The sequence below is a fragment of the Conexibacter sp. JCM 18997 genome (genome assembly GCF_055391915.1).
The window spans coordinates 3,454,575-3,479,699 of record NZ_AP043885.1 but is presented as its reverse complement, the minus strand read 5'-3'; the positions used below and the strand labels follow the sequence as shown (position 1 = coordinate 3,479,699).

Annotated in this window: 20 protein-coding genes and 2 pseudogenes; 2 read left to right on the top strand and 20 right to left on the bottom strand. The window is 71.6% G+C overall.

Features of this window, described 5'->3' with window-relative positions; translation table 11 throughout:
- Nucleotides 1-5: 5 nt before the first annotated feature.
- The 4 genes from ACZ5UI_RS17635 to ACZ5UI_RS17620 all read right to left on the bottom strand — a co-directional run bounded on the left by ACZ5UI_RS17635 (nucleotide 6) and on the right by ACZ5UI_RS17620 (nucleotide 5,836).
- Complete coding sequence (locus ACZ5UI_RS17635) at nucleotides 6-1,958, bottom strand: acyl-CoA dehydrogenase family protein (RefSeq protein WP_464189262.1); 1,953 nt, start codon at nucleotides 1,956-1,958, stop codon at nucleotides 6-8.
- 248 nt (nucleotides 1,959-2,206) lie between these two features.
- Nucleotides 2,207-4,402 (bottom strand): FUSC family protein, encoded by a 2,196-nt coding sequence (locus ACZ5UI_RS17630; protein WP_464189260.1) that lies wholly within the window; start codon nucleotides 4,400-4,402, stop codon nucleotides 2,207-2,209.
- Nucleotides 4,399-5,496, bottom strand: a complete 1,098-nt coding sequence (gene hemW, locus ACZ5UI_RS17625) for a radical SAM family heme chaperone HemW (protein ID WP_464189258.1) — start codon at nucleotides 5,494-5,496, stop codon at nucleotides 4,399-4,401. Before hemW ends, ACZ5UI_RS17630 begins: the two co-directional genes overlap by 4 nt.
- 10 nt (nucleotides 5,497-5,506) lie before the next feature.
- On the bottom strand, nucleotides 5,507-5,836 hold the full coding sequence (locus tag ACZ5UI_RS17620; RefSeq protein ID WP_464189256.1) for a hypothetical protein: 330 nt from the start codon (nucleotides 5,834-5,836) through the stop codon (nucleotides 5,507-5,509).
- Nucleotides 5,837-5,932: 96 nt separating this feature from the next.
- Here ACZ5UI_RS17620 and ACZ5UI_RS17615 point away from each other — a divergent pair, with 96 nt between their 5' ends.
- Nucleotides 5,933-6,487: a YceI family protein gene (locus ACZ5UI_RS17615; protein ID WP_464189254.1), complete on the top strand. Its 555-nt coding sequence runs from the start codon at nucleotides 5,933-5,935 to the stop codon at nucleotides 6,485-6,487.
- Between the two features lie 94 nt (nucleotides 6,488-6,581).
- Here the strand turns inward: ACZ5UI_RS17615 and ACZ5UI_RS17610 are convergent, their stop codons facing one another.
- From ACZ5UI_RS17610 to ACZ5UI_RS17560, 11 genes and pseudogenes are all read right to left on the bottom strand, one after another.
- Nucleotides 6,582-7,457, bottom strand: a complete 876-nt coding sequence (locus ACZ5UI_RS17610; protein ID WP_464189252.1) for a class I SAM-dependent methyltransferase — start codon at nucleotides 7,455-7,457, stop codon at nucleotides 6,582-6,584.
- 10 nt (nucleotides 7,458-7,467) lie between these two features.
- Nucleotides 7,468-8,190 (bottom strand): ABC transporter ATP-binding protein, encoded by a 723-nt coding sequence (locus ACZ5UI_RS17605; protein ID WP_464189250.1) that lies wholly within the window; start codon nucleotides 8,188-8,190, stop codon nucleotides 7,468-7,470.
- On the bottom strand, nucleotides 8,187-8,930 hold the full coding sequence (locus ACZ5UI_RS17600; protein WP_464189248.1) for an ABC transporter ATP-binding protein: 744 nt from the start codon (nucleotides 8,928-8,930) through the stop codon (nucleotides 8,187-8,189). The genes ACZ5UI_RS17605 and ACZ5UI_RS17600 overlap by 4 nt, the downstream gene beginning before the upstream one ends.
- Complete coding sequence (locus ACZ5UI_RS17595) at nucleotides 8,927-10,012, bottom strand: branched-chain amino acid ABC transporter permease (RefSeq protein WP_464189246.1); 1,086 nt, start codon at nucleotides 10,010-10,012, stop codon at nucleotides 8,927-8,929. The genes ACZ5UI_RS17600 and ACZ5UI_RS17595 overlap by 4 nt, the downstream gene beginning before the upstream one ends.
- Nucleotides 10,012-10,899 (bottom strand): branched-chain amino acid ABC transporter permease, encoded by an 888-nt coding sequence (locus ACZ5UI_RS17590; RefSeq protein ID WP_464189244.1) that lies wholly within the window; start codon nucleotides 10,897-10,899, stop codon nucleotides 10,012-10,014. The genes ACZ5UI_RS17595 and ACZ5UI_RS17590 overlap by 1 nt, the downstream gene beginning before the upstream one ends.
- A 2-nt stretch (nucleotides 10,900-10,901) precedes the next feature.
- Nucleotides 10,902-11,972 (bottom strand): annotated as a pseudogene (locus ACZ5UI_RS17585) (ABC transporter substrate-binding protein); the annotation flags it as partial.
- Between the two features lie 372 nt (nucleotides 11,973-12,344).
- A pseudogene (locus ACZ5UI_RS17580) lies at nucleotides 12,345-13,298 on the bottom strand (alpha-ketoacid dehydrogenase subunit beta); the annotation flags it as partial.
- Nucleotides 13,291-14,208, bottom strand: a complete 918-nt coding sequence (locus ACZ5UI_RS17575; protein ID WP_464189242.1) for a thiamine pyrophosphate-dependent dehydrogenase E1 component subunit alpha — start codon at nucleotides 14,206-14,208, stop codon at nucleotides 13,291-13,293. The pseudogene ACZ5UI_RS17580 and the gene ACZ5UI_RS17575, both read right to left, overlap by 8 nt.
- Nucleotides 14,209-14,247: 39 nt before the next feature.
- Nucleotides 14,248-15,228: an alpha-ketoacid dehydrogenase subunit beta gene (locus ACZ5UI_RS17570; protein WP_464189240.1), complete on the bottom strand. Its 981-nt coding sequence runs from the start codon at nucleotides 15,226-15,228 to the stop codon at nucleotides 14,248-14,250.
- Nucleotides 15,229-15,239: 11 nt separating this feature from the next.
- Complete coding sequence (locus ACZ5UI_RS17565; protein ID WP_464189238.1) at nucleotides 15,240-16,262, bottom strand: thiamine pyrophosphate-dependent dehydrogenase E1 component subunit alpha; 1,023 nt, start codon at nucleotides 16,260-16,262, stop codon at nucleotides 15,240-15,242.
- Nucleotides 16,259-17,143, bottom strand: coding sequence for a sugar phosphate isomerase/epimerase family protein (locus ACZ5UI_RS17560; protein ID WP_464189236.1), 885 nt, complete (start codon nucleotides 17,141-17,143; stop codon nucleotides 16,259-16,261). The genes ACZ5UI_RS17565 and ACZ5UI_RS17560 overlap by 4 nt, the downstream gene beginning before the upstream one ends.
- A 143-nt stretch (nucleotides 17,144-17,286) precedes the next feature.
- On the opposite strand from ACZ5UI_RS17560, the gene ACZ5UI_RS17555 reads away from it, so the two are divergent.
- Nucleotides 17,287-18,834, top strand: a complete 1,548-nt coding sequence (locus tag ACZ5UI_RS17555; protein WP_464189234.1) for an FAD-binding oxidoreductase — start codon at nucleotides 17,287-17,289, stop codon at nucleotides 18,832-18,834.
- Between the two features lie 264 nt (nucleotides 18,835-19,098).
- On the opposite strand, the gene ACZ5UI_RS17550 is transcribed toward ACZ5UI_RS17555, so the two are convergent.
- The 5 genes from ACZ5UI_RS17550 to ACZ5UI_RS17530 all read right to left on the bottom strand — a co-directional run bounded on the left by ACZ5UI_RS17550 (nucleotide 19,099) and on the right by ACZ5UI_RS17530 (nucleotide 25,018).
- Nucleotides 19,099-19,854 carry an SDR family NAD(P)-dependent oxidoreductase gene (locus ACZ5UI_RS17550; RefSeq protein WP_464189232.1) on the bottom strand — a complete coding sequence of 252 codons (756 nt, stop codon included), beginning with the start codon at nucleotides 19,852-19,854 and terminating at the stop codon, nucleotides 19,099-19,101.
- Between the two features lie 13 nt (nucleotides 19,855-19,867).
- Nucleotides 19,868-20,854, bottom strand: coding sequence for a helix-turn-helix domain-containing protein (locus tag ACZ5UI_RS17545; protein ID WP_464189230.1), 987 nt, complete (start codon nucleotides 20,852-20,854; stop codon nucleotides 19,868-19,870).
- 63 nt (nucleotides 20,855-20,917) lie between these two features.
- The gene (locus tag ACZ5UI_RS17540; RefSeq protein WP_464189227.1) at nucleotides 20,918-22,417 is read right to left on the bottom strand and encodes an aldehyde dehydrogenase family protein; all 1,500 of its coding nucleotides are present in this window, start codon (nucleotides 22,415-22,417) and stop codon (nucleotides 20,918-20,920) included.
- Nucleotides 22,418-22,428: 11 nt separating this feature from the next.
- Nucleotides 22,429-24,012: a GMC family oxidoreductase gene (locus ACZ5UI_RS17535; protein ID WP_464189225.1), complete on the bottom strand. Its 1,584-nt coding sequence runs from the start codon at nucleotides 24,010-24,012 to the stop codon at nucleotides 22,429-22,431.
- Nucleotides 23,996-25,018, bottom strand: coding sequence for an alcohol dehydrogenase catalytic domain-containing protein (locus tag ACZ5UI_RS17530; protein ID WP_464189223.1), 1,023 nt, complete (start codon nucleotides 25,016-25,018; stop codon nucleotides 23,996-23,998). The genes ACZ5UI_RS17535 and ACZ5UI_RS17530 overlap by 17 nt, the downstream gene beginning before the upstream one ends.
- Between the last annotated feature and the right edge of the window lie 107 nt (nucleotides 25,019-25,125).

Genomic DNA, 25,125 nt, shown 5'->3' with positions numbered 1-25,125 from the left:
CCGGCCTACATGCCGTGCTGCGCGGCGGCGACCTGCTCGGCGTCGCCCAGCGTCGCGCGCGGGACGCCATAGGCGTCGACCAGCGCCGCGGCGTGCGGACGCAGCCGCGCGCACAGGCCGTTGACCGCCTTGAGCACCGCCTTGGAGCGCGTCGACGACAGCCGTCCGTGCTCCTGGAACCAGCCGCGATCGCCCTCGATGACCGAGAGGATGTACAGCGAGCAGAGGTCGTCCAGCACCGCGCGGTTCGGTCCCTCGGGGTGGCTGGCGACGGCCTCGGCGAACGCCTCGGCGATCTTCTTCTCCACCCACGCGCGGGCGCAGGCGATCACGTGGTCCTGGCAGTCGACCAGCACGCTGAACGGGTCTCGGCCGGCGTCCATCCCGCCCTTCAGCCGCCGCGCGGCGCCCGAGCGGATGTGGTCGGCCCGCCAGCTCAGGAGCTCCAGCTGCACACCGCGGTCCATCACCGGGCCGTCGTCGTCGCGCCCCGGACGCAGGTCGTCGGCCAGGCGGCCGAGCAGCTCGCGCATCGCGCTCTTCTCGGCGATCGTCTCCAGCACCTGCCCGGCGAAGAAGGTGGCCGTGCCCAGCGGGTCGAGGTCGCCCAGCTCGTCGCGGAAGTCGCTGAGCAGGTTCTTGGCCGCCAGCTGCAGCAGCACCGTGTTGTCGCCCTCGAACGTCGTGAACACGTCCGTGTCGGCCTTCAGCTCGGCGAACCGGTTGCCGCGCAGGTAGCCCGAGCCGCCGCACGCCTCGCGACAGCCCTGGATCGTGTTCGTCGCGTGCCAGGTGGCGATCGCCTTCAACGAGGCGGCCAGCGTCTCCAGCTCGCGCCGCTCGCGATCGAGCTGACGGTCGCTGGTGAACACGCCGTGCAGCTTCGTGCGCAGCTGCTCCTGGGCGAAGTGCAGCCCGTAGTTCTCGGCCAGCGGGATCAGCAGCCGGCGCTGGTGGGTGCGGTAGTCCATCAGCACCGCCTCCTCACCGCCGGGCGGGCCGAACTGACGCCGGCGCAGGCCGTGGTGCACGGCGATCGTCAGCGCGACCTTCGAGGCGTTGATCGAGGCGCCGCCCACGCTCACGCGGCCCTGGATGAGCGTGCCGAGCATCGTGAAGAACCGCTTCGTCGGGTTCTCGATCTCGCTGAAGTAGACGCCGTCCGCCGACACCGTCGCGTAGCGATCCAGCAGCGACTCGCGCGGCACGCGCACGTGGTCGAACCAGATGCGCCCGTTGTCGACGCCGTCCAGGCCGAGCTTGGCGCCGCAGTCCTCGATGCGCACGCCGGGCAGCACCTCGCCCTGCTCGTCGCGCAGCGGCACCAGCAGCGCGTGGACGCCGCGCTCCTCGCCGCCGACGTTCAACTGGGCGAACACGGCGGCCATGCGGCCGTCGCGGGCGGCGTTGCCGATGTAGTCCTTGCGCGCCGAGTCGCTCGGCGTGTGGATGACGAACTCCTCGGTCTGCGCGTCGTAGGTGGCGGTCGTCTGCAACGCCGCGACGTCGGAGCCGTGGCCGGTCTCGGTCATCGCGAAGCAGCCGGGCAGGCGCACCGCCGCGATGTCGGCCAGATAGCGCTCGTGGTGGCGGGCGGTGCCCAGATGCAGGACGGCACCGCCGAACAGGCCGAACTGCACGCCGATCTTGACCAGCAGCGACAGGTCGCCGAAGGCGAGCGTCTCGAACGCGGCGATCGACGCGCCGACGTCGCCCATGCCGCCGTACTCGACCGGGTAGCCCAGGGAGGTGCGGCCGTCGGCGGCCAGGTCCTTCATCCACGCGAGCACCTGCGCTCGGTGGGCCTCCATCGTCAGCTCGGCGCCGCCGGGTGCGTTGCCGGATCGCGAGAGCCACTCGCGCACGGTGTCGCGGACCTCGGCGTACTCGCCGTCCAGGAATGACTGCAGCGCCTGCGGGTCGACCGCAGCAGGTGGGGTGGTGGTGACGGTGGCCATGTCGGGGGCCCTGATACCCCGCCGGGGGAGTCGCTAGCCTGTATGGCGGATCTGCGGCCCGCTTTGCGCCGTGCGATCCATCACAGAAAGGAGCACCCATGCGATATCTCTGTCGCACGTGCCTTCGCCTGTGGCCCGCGTTCCGTGTTGAGAACCGCAGCGCCTGCCCGTTTTGCGGCGGCGCGCTTCTTCAGCGCTAACGCGATCCAATACGCCTCAGGCGAGGCCCCAACGATCGACGCCCGGCCTCATCCGCCGGGCGTTTCTCGTTCCGGCGCCGCGCCCGCCAGCTCTCCCGCCGCGGCGGCGGCCTTGGCCTCCAGACCGCTGAGCTGGTCGAGGTGCAGGCCCGCCCAGGCGATCGCGGCGGCGGCGAACACGCGATCGCGGTCGCCGGCCTGGTGGGCATCGCGCAGCGAGGCGATCAGCGTCGGGTGGAAGGCCGGGTCGGACAGGTGCGGCGGCGGCGCCGTCGCCCGCGAGGTCAGGCTGTCGCCCAGCGCGAGGTACCAGGCCGACAGCGTGCGCGCGTCGTCGAGCACCACGTGGGCGCCCTCGGGGCGGGGCGTGGCGCCGATGCGCTCGGCCAGGTACTGCATCGCGTCGCTGGTGGCGCGCAGGCGCGTCGCGACGCTGACCAGCCGGGTGTGCGCGGCCAGGCGCATGTCGTGGCTGGGCCGCTCGGCCAGCCGCTGGCGCAGCGCCACGTCGAGGCGGTCGTCGGCCGCGACCGCGGCCAGGCCGAGCTCGACCGCCGCGCCGGGCCGGCCGCCGGCCAGGTGCTCGAAGGCGGCCTGCGTGTAGCGCGCGCCGGCGGAGATCGCGTCGTCCAGCGAGCGCCGCAGCACGGCGCCCGCGCCGCGCGGCCAGAACAGCACGCCGACGCCGAGGCTGATCAGGAAGCCGAGCGAGACGTCTTCCAGGCGCACGAGGCCGACCTCCCAGCCGGTCGGCGCGAGCAGGTCGAAGATCACGAAGACGGCCACGGTGAACCCGGCCTGCCCGGCCGCGAACGAGATCGCTCGCGGCGCGTAGGCCGCGATGAAGGCGGCGAACGGCAGCACGATCCACGACGCGGTCTCGTTGCTGCCCAGCGCGATCAGCAGCGCCCCGCCGGCGACGATGCCGACGACCGTGCCGACCAGCGCCTGCAGGATCGTCGCGCCGGTGTTCAGCGCGCTGGAGCGCAGCACCGACAGCGAGCCGAGCACGACCCAGAACGCGTGCTGGATCGAGGTCTCGCCGGCGATCAGGACGGCGATCGACAGGCCGATCGCGCCACGGATGCTGTTGCGAAACCACACCGAGCGGGCGCCCGCGTGCGCGACGGCCAGCCGCTCGGAGGCCACCAGCGCCACGCCCTGGCGGCGGATGAAGCGCATCCACCGCGGGCCGCCGCCGTCGCTCTCGGCGCCGCCGCCGGCCTGCACGGCCTTGGCCGACACGTCGAGCGCGATGTAGGAGACGACGCGCACGTCCCAGGCGCGGGCGATCGCCGCCCACAGCATCGCGTCGTCGCCGAGCACGCGGGGGTCGTCGAGCTGGGCGACGAGCTCCTCGAACACGCGCTCGCGCCCGGCCTCGAGCGCGTCGCGGTCCGGCAGCGCGTGCGCGCGCCCCTCGACGAGCTCGGCCGAGGCCAGCAGCGCGTCGGCGGACACCTCACGCAGGGCGATCTCGCCCGGCGTCGGGGCCAGCGGCGCGTCCGACGAGGCCGGCGCCAGCGCCAGGCCCTTGAGCCAGTCGACCTCGTCGATCATCGTGGCCAGGGCGCCGGTCGCGCCGGTCGGGCCGGTCGGGCGAAACGGGGTGGAGGCGAAGCGCTCGTGCAGCTCCTCGACGGCGGCGGTCAGCACCAGGCGGCCGTCCTCGCTGGGGTGGCGCACGTAGGCGGCCAGCGCGCGGCAGGCGGCGGCCACCCCGTCGCGCACGCGGTCGCGCGGGCGCGCGGGGAAGAGCAGCAGCGTGGCCGGGATCGACAGCGCGACGGCGATCCACCAGCCGCCCAGGCGCGCGCCGATCTCGCTCGTCGCGGCGGGCACCATCGCGGGCAGGATGAACGTCAGCAGTGCAGCCGAGGCGGCGGCGGCGAAGTAGCCGTTGATCACGCCGGCGAACAGGATCGCGAACCCGATGACGAGCATCGCGACGGCGGCCAGGATCGCGTGGCCGGAGCACAGCGTGCCCAGCGCGATCAGGCCGCTGGCGATGACGCCCATCGTCAGGTAGGCGATCACGCGCACCGGCCGCGGACCGCCGAAGTCGACGAACAGCAGCATGGCGATCGAGCCGAAGGCGGCGAACAGCGCGGTCTGGGAGTCGCCGAGCCACTGACCCAGCGCGACCGCGATGGGCACGATGATGCCGGTGCGCAGGGCCAGGCGCAGCGCGAAGTGCCCCGGGTCCGACGGGTGCCAGCGCAGCGCCTCGCGCAGGCTGTTCATGCCAGCTCGCGCACGACGTGGTTGGCCAGCTGGCGGCCGCGCAGGGTCAGGACCGCGTGCCCGTCGTGGATCGACAGCAGCCCGCCGTCGCGCAGGCGCTGCAGCGCATCGGCGTCGCACAGGTCGGTGGTCAGCCCCGCGGCCATGCGCACTTCGAGCATCACGCGCTCCAGCCGGCGCGCGCCCGCATCCAGCGTCTCGGAGTCGGCCATCGGCGAGCGCCCCGCCGCCAGCGCGTCGGCGTACGCGCGGGGGTGCCGCACGTTCCACCAGCGCGTGCCGGCGAGGTGGGAGTGGGCGCCGGGACCGATGCCCCACCAGTCGCCCGAGCGCCAGTAGCCGATGTTGTGGCGGCACTGCGCGCGCGGCTCGCGGGCCCAGCTGGACAGCTCGTACCAGGTCAGGCCGGCCGCGGTCAGCAGCGTGTCGGCGACCGCGTAGCGGTCGGCCATCGTGTCGGGATCGGGCCCGGGGCGCTGGCCGCCGCGCACCTGCGCGCTCAGCCGGGTGCCCGGCTCGACGGTCAGCGCGTAGGCGGAGACGTGGTCGACGCCGGCGTCGAGGACCGCGCGCAGCGAGGCCTCCCAGTCGGCGGCCTCCTCGCCGGGCGTGCCGTAGATGAGGTCGGCGCTGATCACGTCGAAGCCGGCGGCGCGCGCGTCGGCGATGGCCTGCAGCGCGCGCTCGGGTCCGTGCAGGCGCTCGAGCGCGGCCAGCACGTGCGGGCGGACGGACTGCACGCCGAAGGACAGCCGCGTGGCGCCGGCCTCGCGCAGCTCGGCCAGCGCGGCGCGATCGACCGTGTCGGGGTTGGCCTCGAGCGTCACCTCCACGTCATCGGCCAGGCCGATCCGCTCGCGCAGGCGCGCGAGCAGGCGGCCGATCTGCGCGGGCGTCAGGACGGTCGGGGTGCCGCCGCCCAGGAACACGGTGTCGACCGGCCGGTCCAACGTGCGCGCGGCCAGGTCGATCTCGGCCAGGGCGGCGCCGACGTAGGCGTCGTGGTCGCCCGACGTGTAGGTGTTGAAGTCGCAGTAGCCGCAGCGGGTCAGGCAGAACGGCACGTGCACGTAGACGCCGAGGGGCGCGGACACGCCCGGGACGCTACCGCCGTCGGGGCCGGAAGACGACCTTGTCGACCTGGATCTGGCGCTGGCCGTAGCTGCCCTTGTACACCGGGCCCGAGCCGGCCGCCCAGTCGCCCAGATGCGGGTCCTTGCGCGGGCGCAGATGCTTGTTGACGTCGAGCACGGTCACGCCGGGCAGCGTGATCGAGCCGCCGGCGATGATCACGTGCAGGTCGCCGTCGCCGTCGGGATCGACCGACTGCAGCGCGATCACGCGCCCGCCGGCCGAGCGGCAGTTCGAGGCGTCGGCCGGGCAGCTGGGGATCGGCCCGGCGGCGGCCAGCATGGCGAGCAACGCGGTGAGCATCGCTGGTCAGCCTACGCAGGCGAGGTAGTTGCACATGCAAGCAAATGGCGCTATAGTTGTTCGTGCAACAACGCCTCTCCCGCGAAAAGGACCACCATGAGCACCACCACCGCCACCACCCAGATCCCCACCGGCACCTGGAACGTCGACCCCGGTCACTCGACCGTCGGCTTCGCCGTCAAGCACATGGGCATCGCCACGGTGCGGGGCAAGTTCGAGCAGTTCGAGGGCTCCCTGGAGATCACCGAGCAGGGCGTCGTCGCCCGCGGCACCGTCCAGACGGCGTCGGTCAACACCAACGAGCCCCAGCGCGACGAGCACCTCCGCTCGGCCGACTTCTTCGACGCCGAGGCCAACCCGCAGCTGACCTTCGTCTCCACGGCCATCGAGTCCGTCGACGAGGAGACCTTCGAGATCACCGGCGACCTGACCATCAACGGCGTGACCAAGCCGATCACGCTGAAGGCCGAGGTCCAGGGTCTCGACACCGATCCGTGGGGCAACGAGCGCGTCGGCCTGGAGATCACCGGCCAGCTCTCGCGCGGCGACTACGGCATGACCTTCAACCAGGCGCTGGGCAGCGGCAACATGCTCGTCGCCGACAAGGTGAAGCTCGCCCTCGACGTCTCCGCCGTCAAGGCGTCCGCGTAGCTCGCAACTGCATCACCGAAGCACGCGCGGCCGGGGCGAGAGCTCCGGCCGCTGCGGTTTCCGGGTCGGTTCGGTTCGACGGACGTGGTCGCTGTTAGACGTCCTGTGCACGTGTAAGCGCGACCACGTCGCCGCCTTCGCTGCCGTCGTTCGTCCGCGTCGCCAACACCGTGAACAGCAGAGGGATGGGCTCGACCCCGCCGAGCCGGACGCGACAGCGCCCGTCGGCCTCGCGCACCGCGACGGTCCCGCGCGGGTCCTCGTCGACGTCGAGGTGCTCGACCAGGCCGTCGATCCGCAGGCCCGCGTCGATCGCCGCGCTGACGACCTCGCCGACCGAGTGGGCGTAGACGACGGTCTTCGTCGCCGTGACGTCGGCGTCGGGATCCGCGTAGGAGCCGGGTTCGTCGAACTCGCGCCCGCCGTCGTAGGTGTAGGGGAAGTCGACGACCAGCGGGTCGTAGGTCAGGGCCATGCCGTACAGCGGGTGGATCTCGACGAAGACGAGCTTCCCGCCCGGGCGCAGCGCGGCCGCCGCGCTGCGCATCCAGGCGCCCATGTCCTCGATCCAGCACATCACGCCGATCGTCGCGTAGACGAGGTCGAAGCGCCCGTGCAGCTCGTCGGGCAGCGCCGTGGCCTCGGACTCCACGAGCGTCAGCGACACGCCGCAGCGCGCGGCCAGCTCGCCCGCGGCGGCCAGCGAGCCCGGCGACAGGTCGACACCGGTCACGCGGGCGCTCGCGCGCGCGAGGGCGATCGAGTCGATCCCCACGTGGCACTGCAGGTGCAGGACGTCCAGGCCGTCGACCGAGCCGACGGCCGCGTCCACCGCGGCCTGCTCGACATCGCCCAGCGGGCGGCCGGCGATCACCGCGTCGAGGTCGTAGTGCCCGCCCGGGATGCCCGCGCCGTGTACGGCGGCGAGGGCATCCCAGTGGGCGCGATTGGTCTCCAGGGCGTCGCTCACGCCCCGGACTTTACGGCTGGCCGGCCAGCAAGTAGGCCGACTGCAGCAGCTCCGGATGCTCCTTCAGCTCGGCCGCGGTCCCGGAATGCTGGATGCGCCCGCGGTCCATCACGTAGGCCCGGTTGCTGACGCCGAGCGCGACGCTGGCGAACTGCTCGATCAGCAGCACGCCGACGCCCGCCTCGGCCACCTGGCGCAGCGTCGGCACCAGGCGCTTGACGATCACCGGGGCCAGGCCCAGCGACAGCTCGTCGACGAGCACGAACTTCGGCTTGGAGACGAGCGCCTGGGCCAGGACGAGCATCTGCTGCTCGCCGCCCGACAGCGACCGGGCCGACGTGTCCAGGCGCTTCTCCAGCTCCGGGAACATGGCCAGCGCGTCCTTGCGGCCCTGGCGACCTTCCTCGCGCGACAGCGAGTACGTCGCCACGTCGAGGTTGTCGCCCACGGTCAGGCCCGGCAGCAGACGCCGGCCCTCGGGCACGATCGCCACGCCGGCGCCGCGGATGCGCTCCGGGCGCTTGCCCAGCAGGTTGCGCCCGTCGACCATCAGCTTCCCCGACGTGGCGGGCAGCACGCCGCCCACCGCGAGCACGAGGCTCGACTTGCCGGCGCCGTTGGGCCCGAGCAGGGCGGTGACCTCGCCCGGCGTGATCTCGATCGTCACGTCGCGCACGACCGGGCCGGCGCCGCGAGCGACGGTCAGCCCCTCGATCAGCAGTGGCTCCGTCATCCCAGTGCCTCCACTTCGTCGGTGTCTTCGGCACCGAGGTAGGCCTTGATGACGTGCTCGTTGCGCAGCACCTCGTCCGTCGGGCCCGACGCGATCATCTTGCCGAAGTCCAGCACCGAGGTGACGGCGCAGCAGGCCGACACCAGCGCCATGTCGTGGTCGACCAGGATGGCCAGGGCACCGGTGTGCTCGGGGATCCGCGCGATGACGGTCCCCAGGTGCTCGGTCTCCTCGTCGGGCAGGCCGGCCGCGGGCTCGTCGAGCATCACGACCCTGGGCTTGCCGACGACCGCGCGCGCCACCTCGATGAGGCGACGCTCACGGGCGCCCATCGTGCCCACGGGCACGTCGGGGTTGACCTCGACGCCGACGAACTCCAGCGCCTCCAGCGCGGCCTCGCGGCGCGCGCCGGCGTTGCCGGAGCCCGGCGTGTTCTCGAGCACCATCGCGACGTTCTGCGCCGCCGACAGCTCCTCGATCGCCTGCTCGGTCTGGAACGTCCGCCGCAGCCCCCAGCGCGCACGCCGGAAGTGGGCCATGCCCAGCAGGTCGTCGCCGAACGCGGTGACCGAGCCGCTGGCCGGGTTGACGAACCCCGACAGCACGTTGAAGAACGTCGTCTTGCCGGCGCCGTTGGGCCCGATCAGCCCGCACGTGCCCGGCTCGAACGTGACGTTCACGCCGTCCAGCGGCGTGACGCCGCCGAACCGGACCGTGAGGCCTTCGATGACCACGCTCATTGCACGACCCCTTCACCCGGTGGAGCCTTGGCTCGTCGTTTCTGCCCGGTGATCTTCCCGTACAGGTTCTTCATGTCGCGCGGGAACTGCTGGGCGATGCCGCCCGGCGCGGTCAGCAGGACCTGCAGGACCCCGACGCCGAACAGGATCGTCAGCCAGTCGGCGGCCACGCCCCAGTTGTTCAGCAGCGCCGGCACCAGCGAGTAGAACACGCCCGCGATGATGCCGCCCCACAGGCTGTAGATGCCGCCCATCAGCACCACGGCGAGCAGGATGATCGACTGCTGCGTGGTGAACGTCAGCGAGTACAGCCGCTGCACGTCGGCGGCCAGCAGGGCGCCGGCCACACCGGTCATGAACGACGCGAGCGCGAACGCCCACAGCTTGTAGAGCGTGATGTTCACGCCCGCGGCGATCGCCGCCGGCTCGCTCTGGCGGATCGCCGCCCACGCGTGCCCGGCCCGGCCGCGCACGTGCCACAGCGCGAGCGCGAACATGATCAGGCAGATCACCACGGTGTAGCGGAAGTAGCCCACGTCGGTCATGGCGATCGAGGGGCGGGCCACCGGCTCGCTGGAGTTCGGATCGTTGCCCAGGAAGCCCGGGCCGCCGTTGGGGAACTGCGTCGTGCGCAGCGCCACCGTGATCGCGCCGGCCAGCATCAGCGTGATCAGCGCCAGGTACAGGCCGCTGAGGCGCAGGGCCGGCAGCCCGATGATCGTGCCCAGCACCATCGTGATCAGGCCCGTGATGAGCAGGACCAGCGGGAAGGGCAGGTTCGTCGAGAACGACAGCTTGCAGGCGATCCAGGCGCCCACGGCCAGGACGGCGATCTGCCCCAGCGAGACCAGCCCGACGCGGCCCATCAGCAGGCCCAGGCCCGCCGAGACGACCGAGAAGTAGGCCACCGCGGTGCAGATCGACACCCAGTAGTTCGACAGCACCGCCGGCAGCACGGCCAGGGCGATGATCAGCAGCAGCGCCGCGAAGATCAGCGCGCGCACCTCGTTGCGCCGCAGACGGGGCGTCTCACGCGGAAGTCGCGTGGTCGCCGCGCCGGCGCTCGTGTCCACCGCACCCATCAGCGCGCTCCTCGTGCCGTGGCCAGGTTGCCCTTGCGCGACATGAACAGCAGCGCGACCACCGCGATCACGAACGGGGCCATGTCGCGGTACTGCGAGATCGACAGGATCGGGGTGGCCAGCGCCTGCACCAGCCCGATGAACAGGGCCGCGGCCAGCGTCCCGTACAGCGAGGACAGCCGCGCGATCAGCGCGGCCGCCACCGACGAGATCACCAGGAACGTGAGGGTCGCGGCATCGAGCCCGATCAGGGTGCTCAACAGCAGCCCCGACGCGCCCGACAGGATCCCGGTCCCCAGCCACGCCGCTGCCTCGACGCGCCGCACTGGCACGCCGAGGCTGGCGGTGATCTCACGGTCATCGGCGAGCGCCCGCATCCCGGTCCCGAGCTTGGTGTAGCGCAGGAAGGCGGCCGTGGCCACCGTTACCGCGACGCCGAGCGCCACGCCGATCACCTGTGTCCACGTCACGAAGACGCTTCCGATGACAAAGGCCTCCTTGGTCGTCGGCAAGATCATGGAGCGCGCCTTGTCGCTCCAGATCAAGGACATGAGCCCCAGCAGAATCAGGGCCAGGCCCAATGTCGCGACCGCTTTGACCAGCGGATCGCGCCCCGCCAGAGGCGGGCCGAACGCCATCCCATACGCGAGCGTCACCACGCCGCCGAAGAGGACGCACACCAGATACGACACGCCCTCAGGCCAGCCGTGGTCATTGATCAACGCCCATGCGATGAGTGCCCCCATCGCCCCGATCGCGCCAGTCGCGAGGTTCAGCACCCCGGTTGCCCGATAGAGGACCACCATCCCGACGCCCGACAGGGAGTAAACCCCGCCGAGCGCCAGGCCGGTGACGATGAAGGGCTGGAAGTCCTGCCAGCTCGGCATCTCTACTCGATCCCCTGTTCCTTCTCGATCGCGCGCACCTTGGCGATGTCCGGATCGGCGTCCGAAATCGGGAAGCACTCCTCCTGGATGACCATCTTCCCGTCCTTCGGGGTCGTGGTCCAGTCGGTGTTGTTGGGGATGTGCAGCGGTGCCTCGCCGTAGTACCACGGCTTGCACAGGATGTCCGTCTCGTAGTTCTTCGTCGCGACGATCGCGGCGTTGGCGGACTCCGGGGTGACGTCACCCTTGATGGTCAGCAGGGCGTCCGTCGAGATCTTGGCCAGGAGGAAGCCCATCTGGCTGAACGAGCCCAGCGGGATGTCCTTGTTGTACTCCTGGATGACCTTGTTGTAGAGCGCCGTGTCCGGGCCGTCATGGTCGACGACGTTCAGCTCGGCGTTGACGAACAGCTTGTTCTCCCACTCCGAGCCGAGTGCCTCGGCCAGGAAGTCGGTGTTGCACGGCGTCGAGCAACCCCACTTCACGCGGTCCTGCAGGCCCTGGGACTGCGCGGCCTGGAGGATCTTCAGCGCCTCGGGAGGCGTGAAGTTCAGGACCACACCGCCGCCTTCGCCGGCCGCCTGCACCAGCTTGAGGGCGATCGAGTTGGCGTCCTGGATCGGCACGTTGTCCTTGAGGGACTCGAACGGGAGCCCGGCGGCCTCGGTGACGGCCTTCGGGCCGGCCTCGATGTAGCCGGTGCCCGGCACGTTGGACTGGTCGAAGACGATCTTCTTGACGCCCTGCTTGATCAGCGCCTGCGTGGCACCGTCAGAGCTGTACCGCGGGCCCATGTTGACCGCCGCCGAGTTGGACGTGCCGTAGCACTCCGGCGCGATGCCGGCGTCCATCTCGTAGAAGCCCTTGGACTCGTAGTACTTGTGGTTGACGGCGCACTCGATGATCGAGAAGGAGCCGACGATCGCGACGACACCGTCGTCCTCGATCAGCTTCTTGCCCAGCGAGGCGACCTGACCGGGATCGGTCTGCTCGGTCTCGACGATGTACTGCACCGGCCGGCCGTTGATGCCGCCGTTGTCGTTGACGCAGTCGTAGTAGGCCTTGGCCATGTTCGACCCGTCGGTGAAGTCCGTGCCCGGCTGCTTGGTGACGATCGCGCCGATCTTGATCGGGGCGCCCGTGGCCTTCTCGCCGTTGCCGAGGCCGCAGACCTCTTCCTCGCCCGAACCGCTGTCGGTGCTGGCTGTCGTATCAGGGGCAGCAGTCGTGTCGGCCGGCGTCGACGCGGCCGGCGCCGCAGCGCTCGTGCCCGTCGAGTCGTCGTCGCTGCTGCCGCATGCGCCGAGCGTCGCTGCCACCGCGACGGCGAGCACCGCCGCCGCGAGCACAGATCGCATCCGGCGCCATGGGTCCATCCTCATCGTGCTTCCTCCTCCATCGTGCGTCGTAGAGCGACGCGGTGTGACCCTGCCGAGCGTGGCCAAAGCGGCCGCGTAGATGTCCTCCCGCCCCGGGACCCATTCGTCCTCGAGATGAGGGCTCAGTGGGATCGGGGCAAATGGCGCACCCACCCGTTCAATGGGTGCATCCAGGTCGTCAAACGCGGCCGACTGCACCTGCGCCGCGATTTCGGCGCCCACCCCGCCGTGGGCGACGGCCTCGTGGGCGACCACGAGGCGGTTGGTGCGCTGGACCGATCCGACGATCGCCTCCAGGTCCAGCGGCACCAGTGTGCGTGGATCGATGACCTCGGCCTCGATCCCTTCCTCGGCGAGCAGCTCAGCTGCCGCCAAAGCCTCACCGACCATGCGCGAGAGCGCGACGATCGTCACGTCGCTCCCTTCGCGCACGATGCGCGCCCGGCCGATCGGCACGGGCTCGATCTCGTCGGCCAAAGTTCCTCGTTGGAAGTACAGGCCCTTGTGCTCGACGAACACGACCGGGCCCGGGTCGGCGATGGCGCTGACCATCAAGCCGGCCGCGTCGGCGACGCCCGAGGGCATCACGACCTTCAGCCCGGGGACGTGGGTCAGCCACGCCTCGAGCGACTGGGAGTGCTGGGCGCCCCCGCGGTGGCCGGCGCCGCCCTGCGTGCGCAGCACCAGCGGGACGGTCAGCTGGCCGCCCGACATCAGGTGCGCCTTGGCCGCCTGGTTGACCAGGTTGTCCAGCGCCAGCGTGATGAAGTCGATGAACATGATCTCCAGCACGGGCTTCAGCCCCGACTGGGCGGCGCCGATGGCCACGCCGGTGATCGCCGCCTCGCTGATCGGCGTGTTGATCACGCGGTCGCGGCCGAACGCGTCGGCCAGGCCGGCCGTCGTCGTGTAGGGGCCGCCCTCGGCGACGTCCTCGCCGATCACGATCACGCTGGGGTCGGCGGCCATCGCCTCCGAGAGCGCGCGCCCGACCGCCTTGACGAAGGTCGTCTCAGGCATAGACCAGGTCTCCGACGAGCTCGGCCGACGGGAACGCGCTGTCGCGGGCGAAGGTGACGGCGGCCTCGACGTCCTCGGCGGCGGCGGCGTCGATCGCCGCGCACTCCTCGGCCGACATCCAGCCCTCGGCGATCGCGTGGCGCTGCAGGCGCAGGACCGGGTCCATCTGCTGCCACTCCTCGTCGGCGATCGCCTCGCGGTAGGCCGCGGGGTCGCCTTCGTAGTGGCCGCGCAGGCGGACGGTCAGGCACTCCAGCAGGAACGGGCCCTGGCCCGCGCGGGCCGCGTCCAGGAAGCGGCCGAAGTGCTCCCACACGGCGAGCACGTCGTTGCCGTCGACCGTCTCGCGCTCGAAGCCGTACGGGGCGACGACGTCGGAGACGCGCTCGACGACCGTGTGGGCCGAGCGCGGGGTGAACTCGGCGAAGCCGTTGTTCTCGCAGACCAGGATCAACGGCAGCTGCCACAGCGCGGCCAGGTTGATCGTCTCGTTGAAGCCGCCGGCCTGGACGGCGCCGTCGCCGAAGAACACGACGGCGACCGCGTCGGTGCCCTGGCGGCGGGCGGCCAGCGCGCTGCCCAGCGCGAGCGGGATGTTGCCGCCCACGACGCCGGTCGCGCCCAGGAAGCCGTGCTCGACGTCGACCAGGTGCATCGAGCCGCCCATGCCCTGGCACAGCCCGTCGACGCGGCCCATCAGCTCGGCCATCGTGCGGTCCATCGGGGCGCCCTTGGCCAGCGCGTGGCCGTGCGCGCGATGCCCGCTGTAGACCGCGTCGTCATCGCGCAGCTGGCCGCACGTGCCGGCCGCGACGCCCTCCTGGCCGATGGCCAGGTGGATCAGCCCGTAGACCTCGTCGGCCCGCTTGAGCCGGCCCACGCGCTCCTCGAAGTGGCGGATCCGCCACATCGTGCGCAGTACGTGAGGAGCGTCGTGGCCCTGCATCGGCTAGGCGGCCACCGGGGCTTCGCCGCAGACCTGCCGCGCCGCGGCCGCGACCTTGGCGGCGTCCGGCAGCACGTGGGCCTCGAGTGCCTCGCTGTAGGGGACGGTCGCGTCCAGCGCGGTGACCAGGACGATCGGCGCCTTGAGCGAGTCGAACCCGTGCTCGGCCACCTCGGCGGCGATCACGCTCGCCGCGGACGCGTGCCGCGTGCCCTGGTCGACGCACACCAGGCGGCCGGTCTTGGCCACCGAGGTGAGGATCGACGGCATGTCCAGCGGGTTCAGCGTGCGCGGGTCGATGACCTCGGCCTGGATGCCCTCGCCGGCCAGCGTCTCGGCCGCCTCCAGCGCCCGATCGACCGTCCAGCCGGTGGCCACGATCGTCACGTCGGAGCCCTCGCGGCGGATCGCCGCCTCGCCGAACGGGACCAGGTGCTCGCCGTCGGGCACGTCCCCGTGCTCGAGCGTCAGCAGGTAGTGGTGCAGGTAGACGACGGGGTTGTCGTCGCGGATGGCGGTGGCCATCAGGCCCTTGGCGTCGGCCGCGGTGGTCGGCGCGACGACCTTCAGGCCGGGCACGCCCATGAACAGCGAGGTCAGCGTGCCGGTGTGCTGGCCGGCCCAGCCGGCGGTGAAGCCGTAGCCCGCCTTGAGCACCAGCGGCACCTTCACCTGGCCGCCCGACATGGCCCGGAAGCGGTTGCCCTCGTTGGTCACCTGGTCCATGGCGACGAGCATGAACTCGGCCATGTACAGCTCGACGACCGGGCGCATGCCGGCCATCGCGGCGCCGACGGCCATGCCGATCTCGGCCGTCTCGGAGATCGGCGTGACGCGCACGCGGTCGGCGCCGAAGTCGCTGACGAACGGCGCGTTCTCGACGGTGGCCAGGTTCTGGCCGAAGTACAGCACCGTCGGATCGCGCTCCATCTCCAGGTGGATGGCCTCGTCGATGGCGGCGATGTAGGGAAGCTCGTGGGACATGGTCGGGCTCCTCACGCGTAGACGTAGGCGAGCGCCTCGTCCAGGTCGGGGAACGGGCTGTCGAGGCCGAACTGCACGGCGGCCTCCATCTCCGCCCGCGCGGCGGCGGCGATCTCGTCGGCCTGCTCGGTGGTCAGGTGGCCCTCGGCGATCACGCGGCCGCGCATCTGCGGGACCGGGTCGCCCTGGAGCGCCGCTTCGTACTGCGCGCGATCGCCGAACACCTCGATCGCCTCGTGCTCGGGGTAGTGGAGCGGCACGCCGGGCGGGGCGATGATGTTCCCGTGAGCGGAGAGTCGGTACACCTTGGACTCCACCAAGGTGGGGCCCTGGCCCGCCCGGGCGCGCTCAACGGCGGCGGACACGGTCTCGTAGACCGCGACGGGATCGCCACCGTTGACCGTCACGCCCTCCATCGCGTAGCCGGTGGCCTTGATCGACAGATCCTGGCCGGCGGCGGCGTTGGCGTCCTCCTGGAAGGACTGCGTGACGACGTTGTAGCCGTTGTTCTCCATTACGAAGACGATCGGGAGCTTCCACAGCGAGGCGACGTTGAGCGTCTCGTGGAAGGCGCCCTGCTTGGTCGAGCCGTCGCCGAAGAAGGACAGGACGACCTGGCCCTCGCCGCGGATCTGCGCGGCCCAGGCGGCGCCGGCGGCGTGCGGGATCCCCTGGCCGACGATGCCCGACGTGCCCAAGAAGCCGTTGGCCGGGTCGGCCAGGTGCATCGAGCCGCCGATGCCCTTGCACAGGCCGGTCTGGCGGCCGTAGATCTCGGCCATCATCGCGTTGGGATCGGTGCCCAGCACGAGCGGGTAGCCGTGGCAGCGGTAGGTGGCCAGGACCTGGTCGCCGGGGCGCAGCGTGGAGACCGCGCCGACGATCGACGCCTCGACGCCGTCGGCCAGGTGCGTGTGCCCGCGGATCGTGCCCGGATGCGCCTCGAAGGTGCCCTTCACCCGCTCCTCGAACTCGCGGATGCGGACCATCTGGCGGTACATCTCGACCATCTGGTCGCGATCGAGGTCGGTCATGAAAGCGGGCTCCTCTCCAGGAACTGACTGGCGGTGGTGTCGTAGGCGCGGCGGAAGATCACGTCGATCGGGTTGTTGCGCAGCTCGTCGCTGAGCACCTCGACGCCCCATGGGCCCTGATAGCCGGCGTCGCGCGCGGCCTCGATGTAGGCGCGGATGTCGAACTCGCCCTCGCCGGGCAGGTTGCGGTGGTTGATGACCTCGTCGACGTGGTCGTCGTCGGCCATCCACTCGAGCTTGCCGTCGCTGAGCTCGACCCAGGTCAGCCACTTGGCCGGGATGCGGCGCAGCTCGTCGGGGGCGATGCCGAGCTTGACCATGTGCCAGGTGTCGATGACCAGGCCGCCGTTGGGCGCGTTGGCGCCCTCGACGACGGCCAGGGCTGTGTCGACGTCCTGGACGTTGACGTCGTGGGGCATGAACTCGTAGACGACGCGGGCGTCGGTGTGCTCGGCCGCTTCGGCGCACAGCCGCGCGTAGGCCTCGGTCAGCGCGTCGATCTCGAACGGGACGCCCGGGATGTTCGTGACCTTGATGTGGTGGGCCTGCAGCGCGCCCGCGGCTTCCAGCAGCAGCTGACGCGTCTTGTCGGAGGCCTGGCGGCGCGGGTCCGCGGGGTCCAGGAACCAGTCCATCAGGCACTCGAGCTCGAGGTACTTCAGCCCGTGGTCCTCGAGCAGGCCGGCGATGTCGGTCAGCGTGCGCGTCTGCAGCACGTGCTCGAGATCGGCATGCCAGATGCCGATGCCCTTGAATCCGACCTTCTCGGCCTCGGCGCAGCGATCGCCCAGGTCGAACAGGCTCCACTCACGACCGAAATGCACCTCGACGGGTCCGGACAGGGTCCAGTACAGGCCGACGAGCTCGACGTCCTCTCCCATGGCTCTCCTCCTGGGGTCTGAAAAGCGACGGTACGCGCCCGGCCGGGAACGCGCTTGCGTCCGCGTGCACCCTTTCTTGCCGATTCGTGCGGCTTGTCTTGCCCCCGGATGAGGCCTGGTGGTTGGCTCGCAACATGTCCGCCGTGACCGAGTCCGCAGCGCTCGCCGACTTCGTGGCCGCGCTCGGCGACGACGCCGTCATCAGCGATCCCGACGCCCTGCGCGAGTGGCGCGACCCGTTCGCGCACCCGACCTGGGACGACTACACCGCCTCCGCCGTCGTGCTGCCCACGACGGTCGAGCAGGTGCAGGAGGTGGTGCGGATCGCCAACCGCCACGGCGTGTCGCTGTGGACCCACTCGACCGGGCGCAACAACGGCTACGGCGGTCCGGCCCCGCGCGTGCGCGGGTCGGTGATCGTCTCGCTGCGGCGGATGAACCGCGTGCTGGAGATCGACGACGAGTGCGCCTACGCGGTGGTCGAGCCCGGCGTGCGCTGGTTCGATCTCTACGAGGCGCTCCAGGCCGGCGACCACAAGCTGATGCTGTCGATCGCCGACCTGGGCTGGGGCAGCGTGATCGGCAACACGCTCGACCACGGGGTGACCTACCTGCCCTACGGCGTCGACATGGGCATGCAGTGCGGGATGGAGGTCGTGCTGCCCGACGGCTCGGTGATGCGCACGGGCATGGGTGCGATGCCGGGCAACCGCGCGTGGAACGTCTACAAGCGCGGCCTCGGGCCGACGCCCGACCAGCTGTTCATGCAGTCCAACTACGGGATCGTCACGAAGATGGGCGTCTGGCTGATGCCCGAGCCCGAGGTCTACATGCCGCTGTGGCTGCGCTGCTGGCGCGACGAGGACCTCGTGCCGCTGCTGGACACGCTGCGCGAGCTGATGCTCGACGGGACGATCCGCATGGTCCCGCAGGTCATGAACGCGATGCTGCTCGGGGCCGTGCTGTCCACGCGCGAGCAGTGGTACACCGGCGAGGGCACGATGCCCGACGAGGCGATCGAGCGCATGGCCCGCGAGCTGGAGATCGGCCGCTGGTCGATGCGCTTCGCCCTGTACGGGGACGAGCCGGTGGTCGACCACCGCTTCGCCAAGATCAAGGCCGCGTTCTCGCGGATCCCGGGCGCCGACGTGTGGGGCACGAAGGTCGCGCCCGCGGACATCGCCTCGCTCGAGCACCCGGCCGAGCGCATCCAGGGCGGCGTGCCCAACCTGGACTGGAACAACATGACGGCCTGGTACGGCGGGGAGGAGGGCGGCCACATCGGCTTCTCGCCGGTGGGGCGCCTGACCGGGTCCGACGGCGCGGCGCTGCGCGATCTGCTGCGCGGCATCGTCCAGGAGGCGGGCCTGGACTACATCGCGGGCCTGCTGCCGGTCAACGCCCGCTCGTTCGTCCACATCACGATGGTCATCTTCGACACGAAGGACCTGGGTCAGACGACCGCGGCCTACGACGTCTCACGCCGCCTGGTCGTCGAGGCGGCCAAGCGCGGCTACGGCGAGTACCGCGCGCACCTGGACTTCATGGACCTGGCCAGCGAGCAGTACTCCTTCGGCGACCACGCCTACAGGCGGTTCACCGAGACGATCAAGGACGCGCTGGATCCGAACGGGATCCTGTCGCCGGGCAAGCAGGGCATCTGGCCGGCGCGGCTGCGGCCGGAGCGGTAGCGCTCGACGCGGGCGGTTACGACGGGCAGCGAAGGCGAACGGACCGTTCCGCGCCGCAGGCGTCCGCGGGAAGTGGCACGTTCGCGCTCCCCGACGGCTTCATTGTCGGATTAGCGTCGAATAGCGACGGTGAACTGACAACGACCGGCGGGAAGAGCGGCGACGTGCCAGAACCCCCGGCGGTGGGCGCTGCCGGACCGCCCACCCTCCCTTCGATGCCAGTTGTAAACGCCAGGTGCCGACGCAAGCGCAGACGGCAGGCCGTTACCAGCCGGCGATGGACCCGACGTCCACGGGCACCTCGGCGCCGTTGACGAAGGACGCGTCCGCGCTGCACAGCCACACGACGACCGCCGCCACCTCCGCCGGATCGCCGAACCGCTTGAGCGGCTGGGGGAAGAGGATCTCGGCGCGGCGGTCCTCGTCGAGGTTCGTCGAGAGGGGCGTCTCGATCGCGCCCGGCATCACGCAGTTGATGCGGATGCCCTGGGCGGCGTACTCGACGGCGGCCACCTTGGTCAGGCCGTTGATGCCGTGCTTGCTCGCGGTGTAGGCGCCGATCAGGTGCACGCCGCGCACGCCCGCGTTGGAGGACGTGTTCACGATCGCGCCCTTCTGCGCCCCGTCGTTGCCCAGCATCGCGTTGATCTGGGCGCGCATCCCGCAGAACACGCCGCGCAGGTTGATCGCGATCGTGCGGTCGAACTGCTCGTCGGTCGTCTCGGCCAACGCGGCGTGGATGCCGATGCCCGCGTTGTTGTGGGCGAAGTCGATCTGCCCGTAGCGCGAGACCACGTGGTCCACCAGCGCATCGCAGTCCGCCGACGACGCCACGTCGCAGGCCACGAACTCGGCCACGCCGCCCGCGTCGACGATCGCCGCGACGGTCTCCTCGCCACCCGCCCGCGAGGACTCCAGGTCGGAGACCACGACGTTCGCGCCCTCGGCGCCGAAGCGCACAGCGGATGCGCGCCCGATCCCGCTCGCCGCACCGGTGACCAACCCGGAGCGGCCGCTCATCATGCCCGCCACCTCAGGCCTCCGCCGCGACGGCCGCGCCGCGCACGTCGCTGGGCGTCATGTCGAACTCGCGCCGGAACACGCGGGCGAAGTGGGCCGCGTCGCGGAAGCCCCAGCGGAAGGCGATCTCGGTGACCGAGCCGCCGGTCGGCCGGCGCAGGTCCTCCAGGCACCGGGCCAGGCGCTCGCGGCGCACGAGCCCGGCGACCGACTCCTCGCCGTCCTCGAACAGCGCGTGCAGCGTGCGCACCGAGATCGCGTGCGCGCGGGCGATCGACTCCGGCCCGAGGTTGACGTCCTGCAGGTGCGCGCGGATGTAGCGGCGCACGTCGGCGCGGATCGCGCTGCGGCGCGCGCTGCGCGTCGTCGGCACGCCCGGCTCGACCGCCGCCCGCAGCAGCTCCAGCGCCGCTTCGGCCGCGGCGGCCGCGGCCGACTCGTCCATCCAGGGCAGCTCCTGGGCCAGCGCATCCAGGTAGCGCACGAGCAGGCGCGCGGCCGGCCCCTGCTCGATCGGCGACATGGCCAGCGCGTCCTCCAGGCGCGGGCACACCGACAGCACGCGGTCGGACGGGAACATCAGCGTGCGCTTGGAGAACGGCTCGATGATCTCGACGTCGACCGGCTGCCAGCCGTTCCAGATGATCACGTCGCCCGCCGTCAGCGCCATCTCGTAGCGGTTGTCGCGCACGTGCTCGACGCCGCGGCGCACGAACTGGAAGCCGATCAGCGAGTTCGTCGTCGCGTCGGCCAGCGTCGACGAGCGGTGACCGCGCCACTGCGACGACGTGCAGTCGACGAGCATCAGGTCGCCGAAGCGCCGGCGGCTGACCGCGCCGCGGAACGTCGACGGCGTGCGGTGCGTGGCCTCGACGTCGAAGCCGACGTGGGTGATCGACAGGATGTCGGCCCACTCCTCCAGACCTTGCGCGGCGGGCACGCCACGCAGGTGCCACTGCTCAGGCGCGCGCGGAACGGGCGCCGGTTGGTCCGTCGTCAAGGCCCACCTCTCTCCTCCGCTCTGAGGCCCGGACTGCATGTCGGATCGTATCGGCATCGGACCCTAGAACGGGAAGGGCTCGGCCTGGTCGCGGGACGTGCGCCACTGCCATTCGGTCCACAGCTCCAGCTGCGTCACGCCACCGAAATGGCCGCCGTTGCTGGACTGCCCGAAGCCGCCGAACGGGGCGTTGGCCTCCTCGTTGACGGTCTGGTCGTTGATGTGGACCATGCCCGCGTTGAGGCGATCGGCGACGGCCGCGGCATGCTCCAGCGAGCCGGACTGGACGGCGGCCGACAGCCCGTATTCGGTGCCGTTGGCCAGCGCGATCGCCTCCTCGTCGGTCGAGAACGCGATCACCGGCGCGACCGGGCCGAAGATCTCCTCGGCGAAGGCGGGCATCGTGGCCGAGACGTCGGCCAGCACCGTGGCCGGGAAGAACGCGCCGTCGGGCTTGCCGCCGGTCAGCGCCAGCGCGCCCTGGGCGATCGACTCGTCGACGATCCGCTGGACCCGCTCGACCTGCTTGGGGTTGATCAGCGGCCCGAGCGCGACCTCGTCGGTGTGCGGGTTGCCGTGCGGCAGCCGCTTGGCCCGGTCGACCAGCGCCTCCAGGTAGGGCTCGACGACCGACTCGTGCACGATGTGCCGGCTGGCGGCCAGGCAGATCTGGCCCTGGTGCAGGAACGCGCCCCAGGCACCCGCGCTGGAGGCCGCGTTGATGTCGGCGTCGTCGAGCACGATCAGCGGGTTGTTGCCGCCCAGCTCGAGCACGACGCGCTTGAGCGTGCGCCCGGCCGCCTCGCCGACCTTGCGCCCGGCCGCGGTCGAGCCGGTGAACGAGATCATCCGCACGCGCGGGTCCACGCACAGCGCCTGGCCCACCTCGGCCCCGCCGCAGATCATGTTCAGGACGCCGGGTGGCAGCCCCGCCTCCTCGAACAGGCGCATGTTCAGCACGCCGCCGCTGACCGGGGTGTTCGGATCGGACTTCAGCACGACGGTGTTGCCGAGCACGAGCGCGGGCGCGAGCGAGCGCATGGCCAGCACGACGGGGAAGTTCCACGGGCAGATCACGCCGACCACGCCCAGCGGCACGCGCTTGGCGATCGACGAGCGGCCCGGCACCGCCGAGGCGAGCACGTGCCCGAGCGGATGGGAGATCAGCGCCGCGGCCTGCTCGATCTGGGCGATGCTCGCGTTCAGCTCGACCGCCGCCTTGGGCGGGATCGACCCGGACTCGCGCACGATCCACGACTCCAGCTCGGGATGATGCGCGGCGATCAGCTCGCCGGCCCGGCGGACGATGGCCACGCGCTCGGCCATCGGCGTGGCGGCCCAGCCGGCCTGCGCCTCGGCGGCGGCGGCGATTGCGCGGTCGGCGCTGGACAGGTCGCCGATCCCCGCCGTGCCCAGGACCTCGCCGGTGGCGGGCTCGGTGGCGTCGATCGTCTGCGGCGCGTCGACCCAGCCGCCGATGTACTCCTTGCCCTCCCACGAGCGATCGGTGAGCAGGCCGGTGGCCGGCTGGACCTCGGCGGACGGGATGGTGGTCGTGCTCATGACTCTCCTGTTCACGCCAGCGCGGTGACCGCGCCGGCCGGCCTCTTGCCGGCAATCAGGTCGGCCGCCTTCTCGGCGATCATGATCGTCGGGGCGTTCGTGTTGCCGCGGGTGATCGACGGCATCACCGAGGCGTCGACGACGCGCAGTCCCTCGACGCCCTTCACGCGCAGGTCGCTGTCGACGACGGCGCCGATCGCACAGCTCGACGTGGGGTGGAAGACGGTCATCGCGTTGGTCTGGATGAACGCCAGGATGTCCGCGTCGGAGTCCGAGGCCGGCACCCGGTAGGGCGTGCGCAGCAGCTCGGCCAGCGGCGCCTGGCGGGCGATCTCCAGCGCCATGCGGATGCCCGCGATCATCGACGCGCGATCGTCCTCCTCGGTGAGGAAGTTGTGCAGCACCCGTGGCTTGGCGTCGGGCAGATGCGAGCGCAGGAAGACCTTGCCGCGCGCCTTGGGCTTGGCGCCCAGCGGGCCGAAGCAGATGCCGTTGTCGTGGGGCGGAACCAGCCCCTCGTCGTAGAGCATCGACGGCGCGTAGTGGAACTGGATGTCGGGCGCGCGCAGGCCGGCGCGGGTGCGGAAGAACGCGCCCGCCTCGGGGATGTTGGAGGTCAGCGGGCCGCGGCCCTCCTCCTCCAGCAGCGCGATGTTCTCCGGCGTCATCGCCTCGAACAGCGACGGCACGTGCGTCTCGTAGTTGAGCTGCGCCATCAGGTGGTCCTGCAGGTTCTCGCCGACGGGCAGGTCGACGCGCACCTCGATGCCCAGCGGCTCCAGGTCGGCGGGCTGGCCGATGCCCGAGAGCATCAGCAGCACGGGCGATTGGTAGGCGCCGGCCGAGACGATCACCTCGCGCTCGGCGCGCACCTCTGAGAGCTCGCGGTCGCGGGCCAGCTCGACGCCCACCGCGCGGTCGCCCTCGAACAGCAGCCGCGTGACCAGCGCGCCCGTGATCACCTCGAGGTTCGGGCGCGAGCGCGCGGGCTCCAGGAACGCCTTGGCCGCCGAGCAGCGCAGGCCGTCGCGCTGGGTCAGCTGGAAGCGGCCCACGCCCTCCTGACGGGCGCCGTTGAGGTCGGGGTTGCGCTCGTGCCCGGCCGCGACGGTCGCGTCGATCATCGCGTCGACGAGCATGTGGTTGGAGCGGCTCTCGCTGACGGTCAGCGGCCCGTCGGTCCCGTGGAAGGCGTCGGCGCCGCGCTCGTTGTCCTCGGAGCGCTTGAAGTAGGGCAGCACGTCGTCGAAGCCCCAGCCCTCGGCCCCGTTCTCGGCCCACTCGTCGTAGTCGGCGCGGTTGCCGCGGATGTAGATCATCGCGTTGATCGACGAGCAGCCGCCGATCAGCTTCCCGCGGGGCAGGAACAGGCGGCGGCCGCCCAGCCCGGGCTCGGCCTCGCCGTACAGGTCCCAGTCGACCGCGCTCTTGAACAGCAGCGGGAAGGCCATCGGCATCTGGACCTCGGGCGCCGTGTCCGCGCCGCCGGCCTCGATCAGCGCGACGCGGGTGTCGGGGTCCTCGCTCAGCCGCGCGGCGAGCACGCAGCCCGCCGAGCCGGCGCCGACGATCACGTAGTCATACGCCGATGACAACCTTCATCACCTCCGTGGGGTGCTCCATCGCGAACGCCAGCGCCTCGGGCGTGCGTTCGAAGGGGAAGCGGTGGCTGATCAGGGTCTTGGCCTTGGCCTGGTTGCGCTCGATCAGCGACACCGCGCGGGCGAACTCGTCGGCGCTGCAGACGCTGACGCCGAGCACGTCGAGCTCCTTGGCCACGAAGGAGACGACCGGCAGCGTCACCTGCGCGCCCGACATGCCCACGATCGCCACGCGCCCCGCGCTGGAGGCCATCTCGACGGCGGCGCCGATCGCGTCGGGGTTGCCGGTGGCGTCGATCACGCAGGGCACGCCGGCGTCGCCGGCCCAGCCCTGCGCCGCGGCCACCACCGTGGCCCGGTCGGTCCACGGGTGCGCGTCGGCGCCCAGCGCCCGGGCGTAGTCCAGGCGCGCGGGGATCGGGTCGACGGTCAGCACCCGCGCCCCCGCGTCGATCGCGGCCAGCGTGACCATCTGCCCGATCGGCCCGGCGCCGAGCACGACGACCGGCTCACCGGCGCTGACGCCGGCGCGGGCGATGGCCCGCACGGCGATCGAGGCCGGCTCGACCAGCGCGGCCAGCTCGGGGTCGTCGACGGCGATCGGGAAGAGCTGGTTGGCGGGGACGCGCAGCCGCTCGGCCAGCCCGCCGTCGACGTGGATGCCGACGAGCTCGAAGGCGTCGCACACGTTGGGCCGTCCGATGCTGCACGGGTAGCAGTCACCGCAGGCGCGCAGCGGCCACATGGCCACGCGCGTGCCGGGCGTCAGGTCGACGCCGGGGCCGGCCTCGAGCACGATGGCCGACAGCTCGTGCCCCTGCACGCGCGGCAGCGTCGGGTTCCCGACGACGTCGAGCTCGCCCGCCAGCAGGTGCAGGTCCGAGCCGCAGACGCCCACGACCTCGGGACGCAACAGCACCTGCCCGGGACCGGGCGCTGCGGGTTCGGGCACGTCGATCAGTTCGATCGCGTGCGGGCCGCGCGTTACCGCGGCCAGCACGACCCTGGCCTCTCCTCCATGGCCGCGACGCTACCCGCGGCTCGCTCAGCGGGGCCAGTCTGCGGGCGCGGTCTTTCTTGCCGATGCGTGCGTCAGGGCGCTGTTGC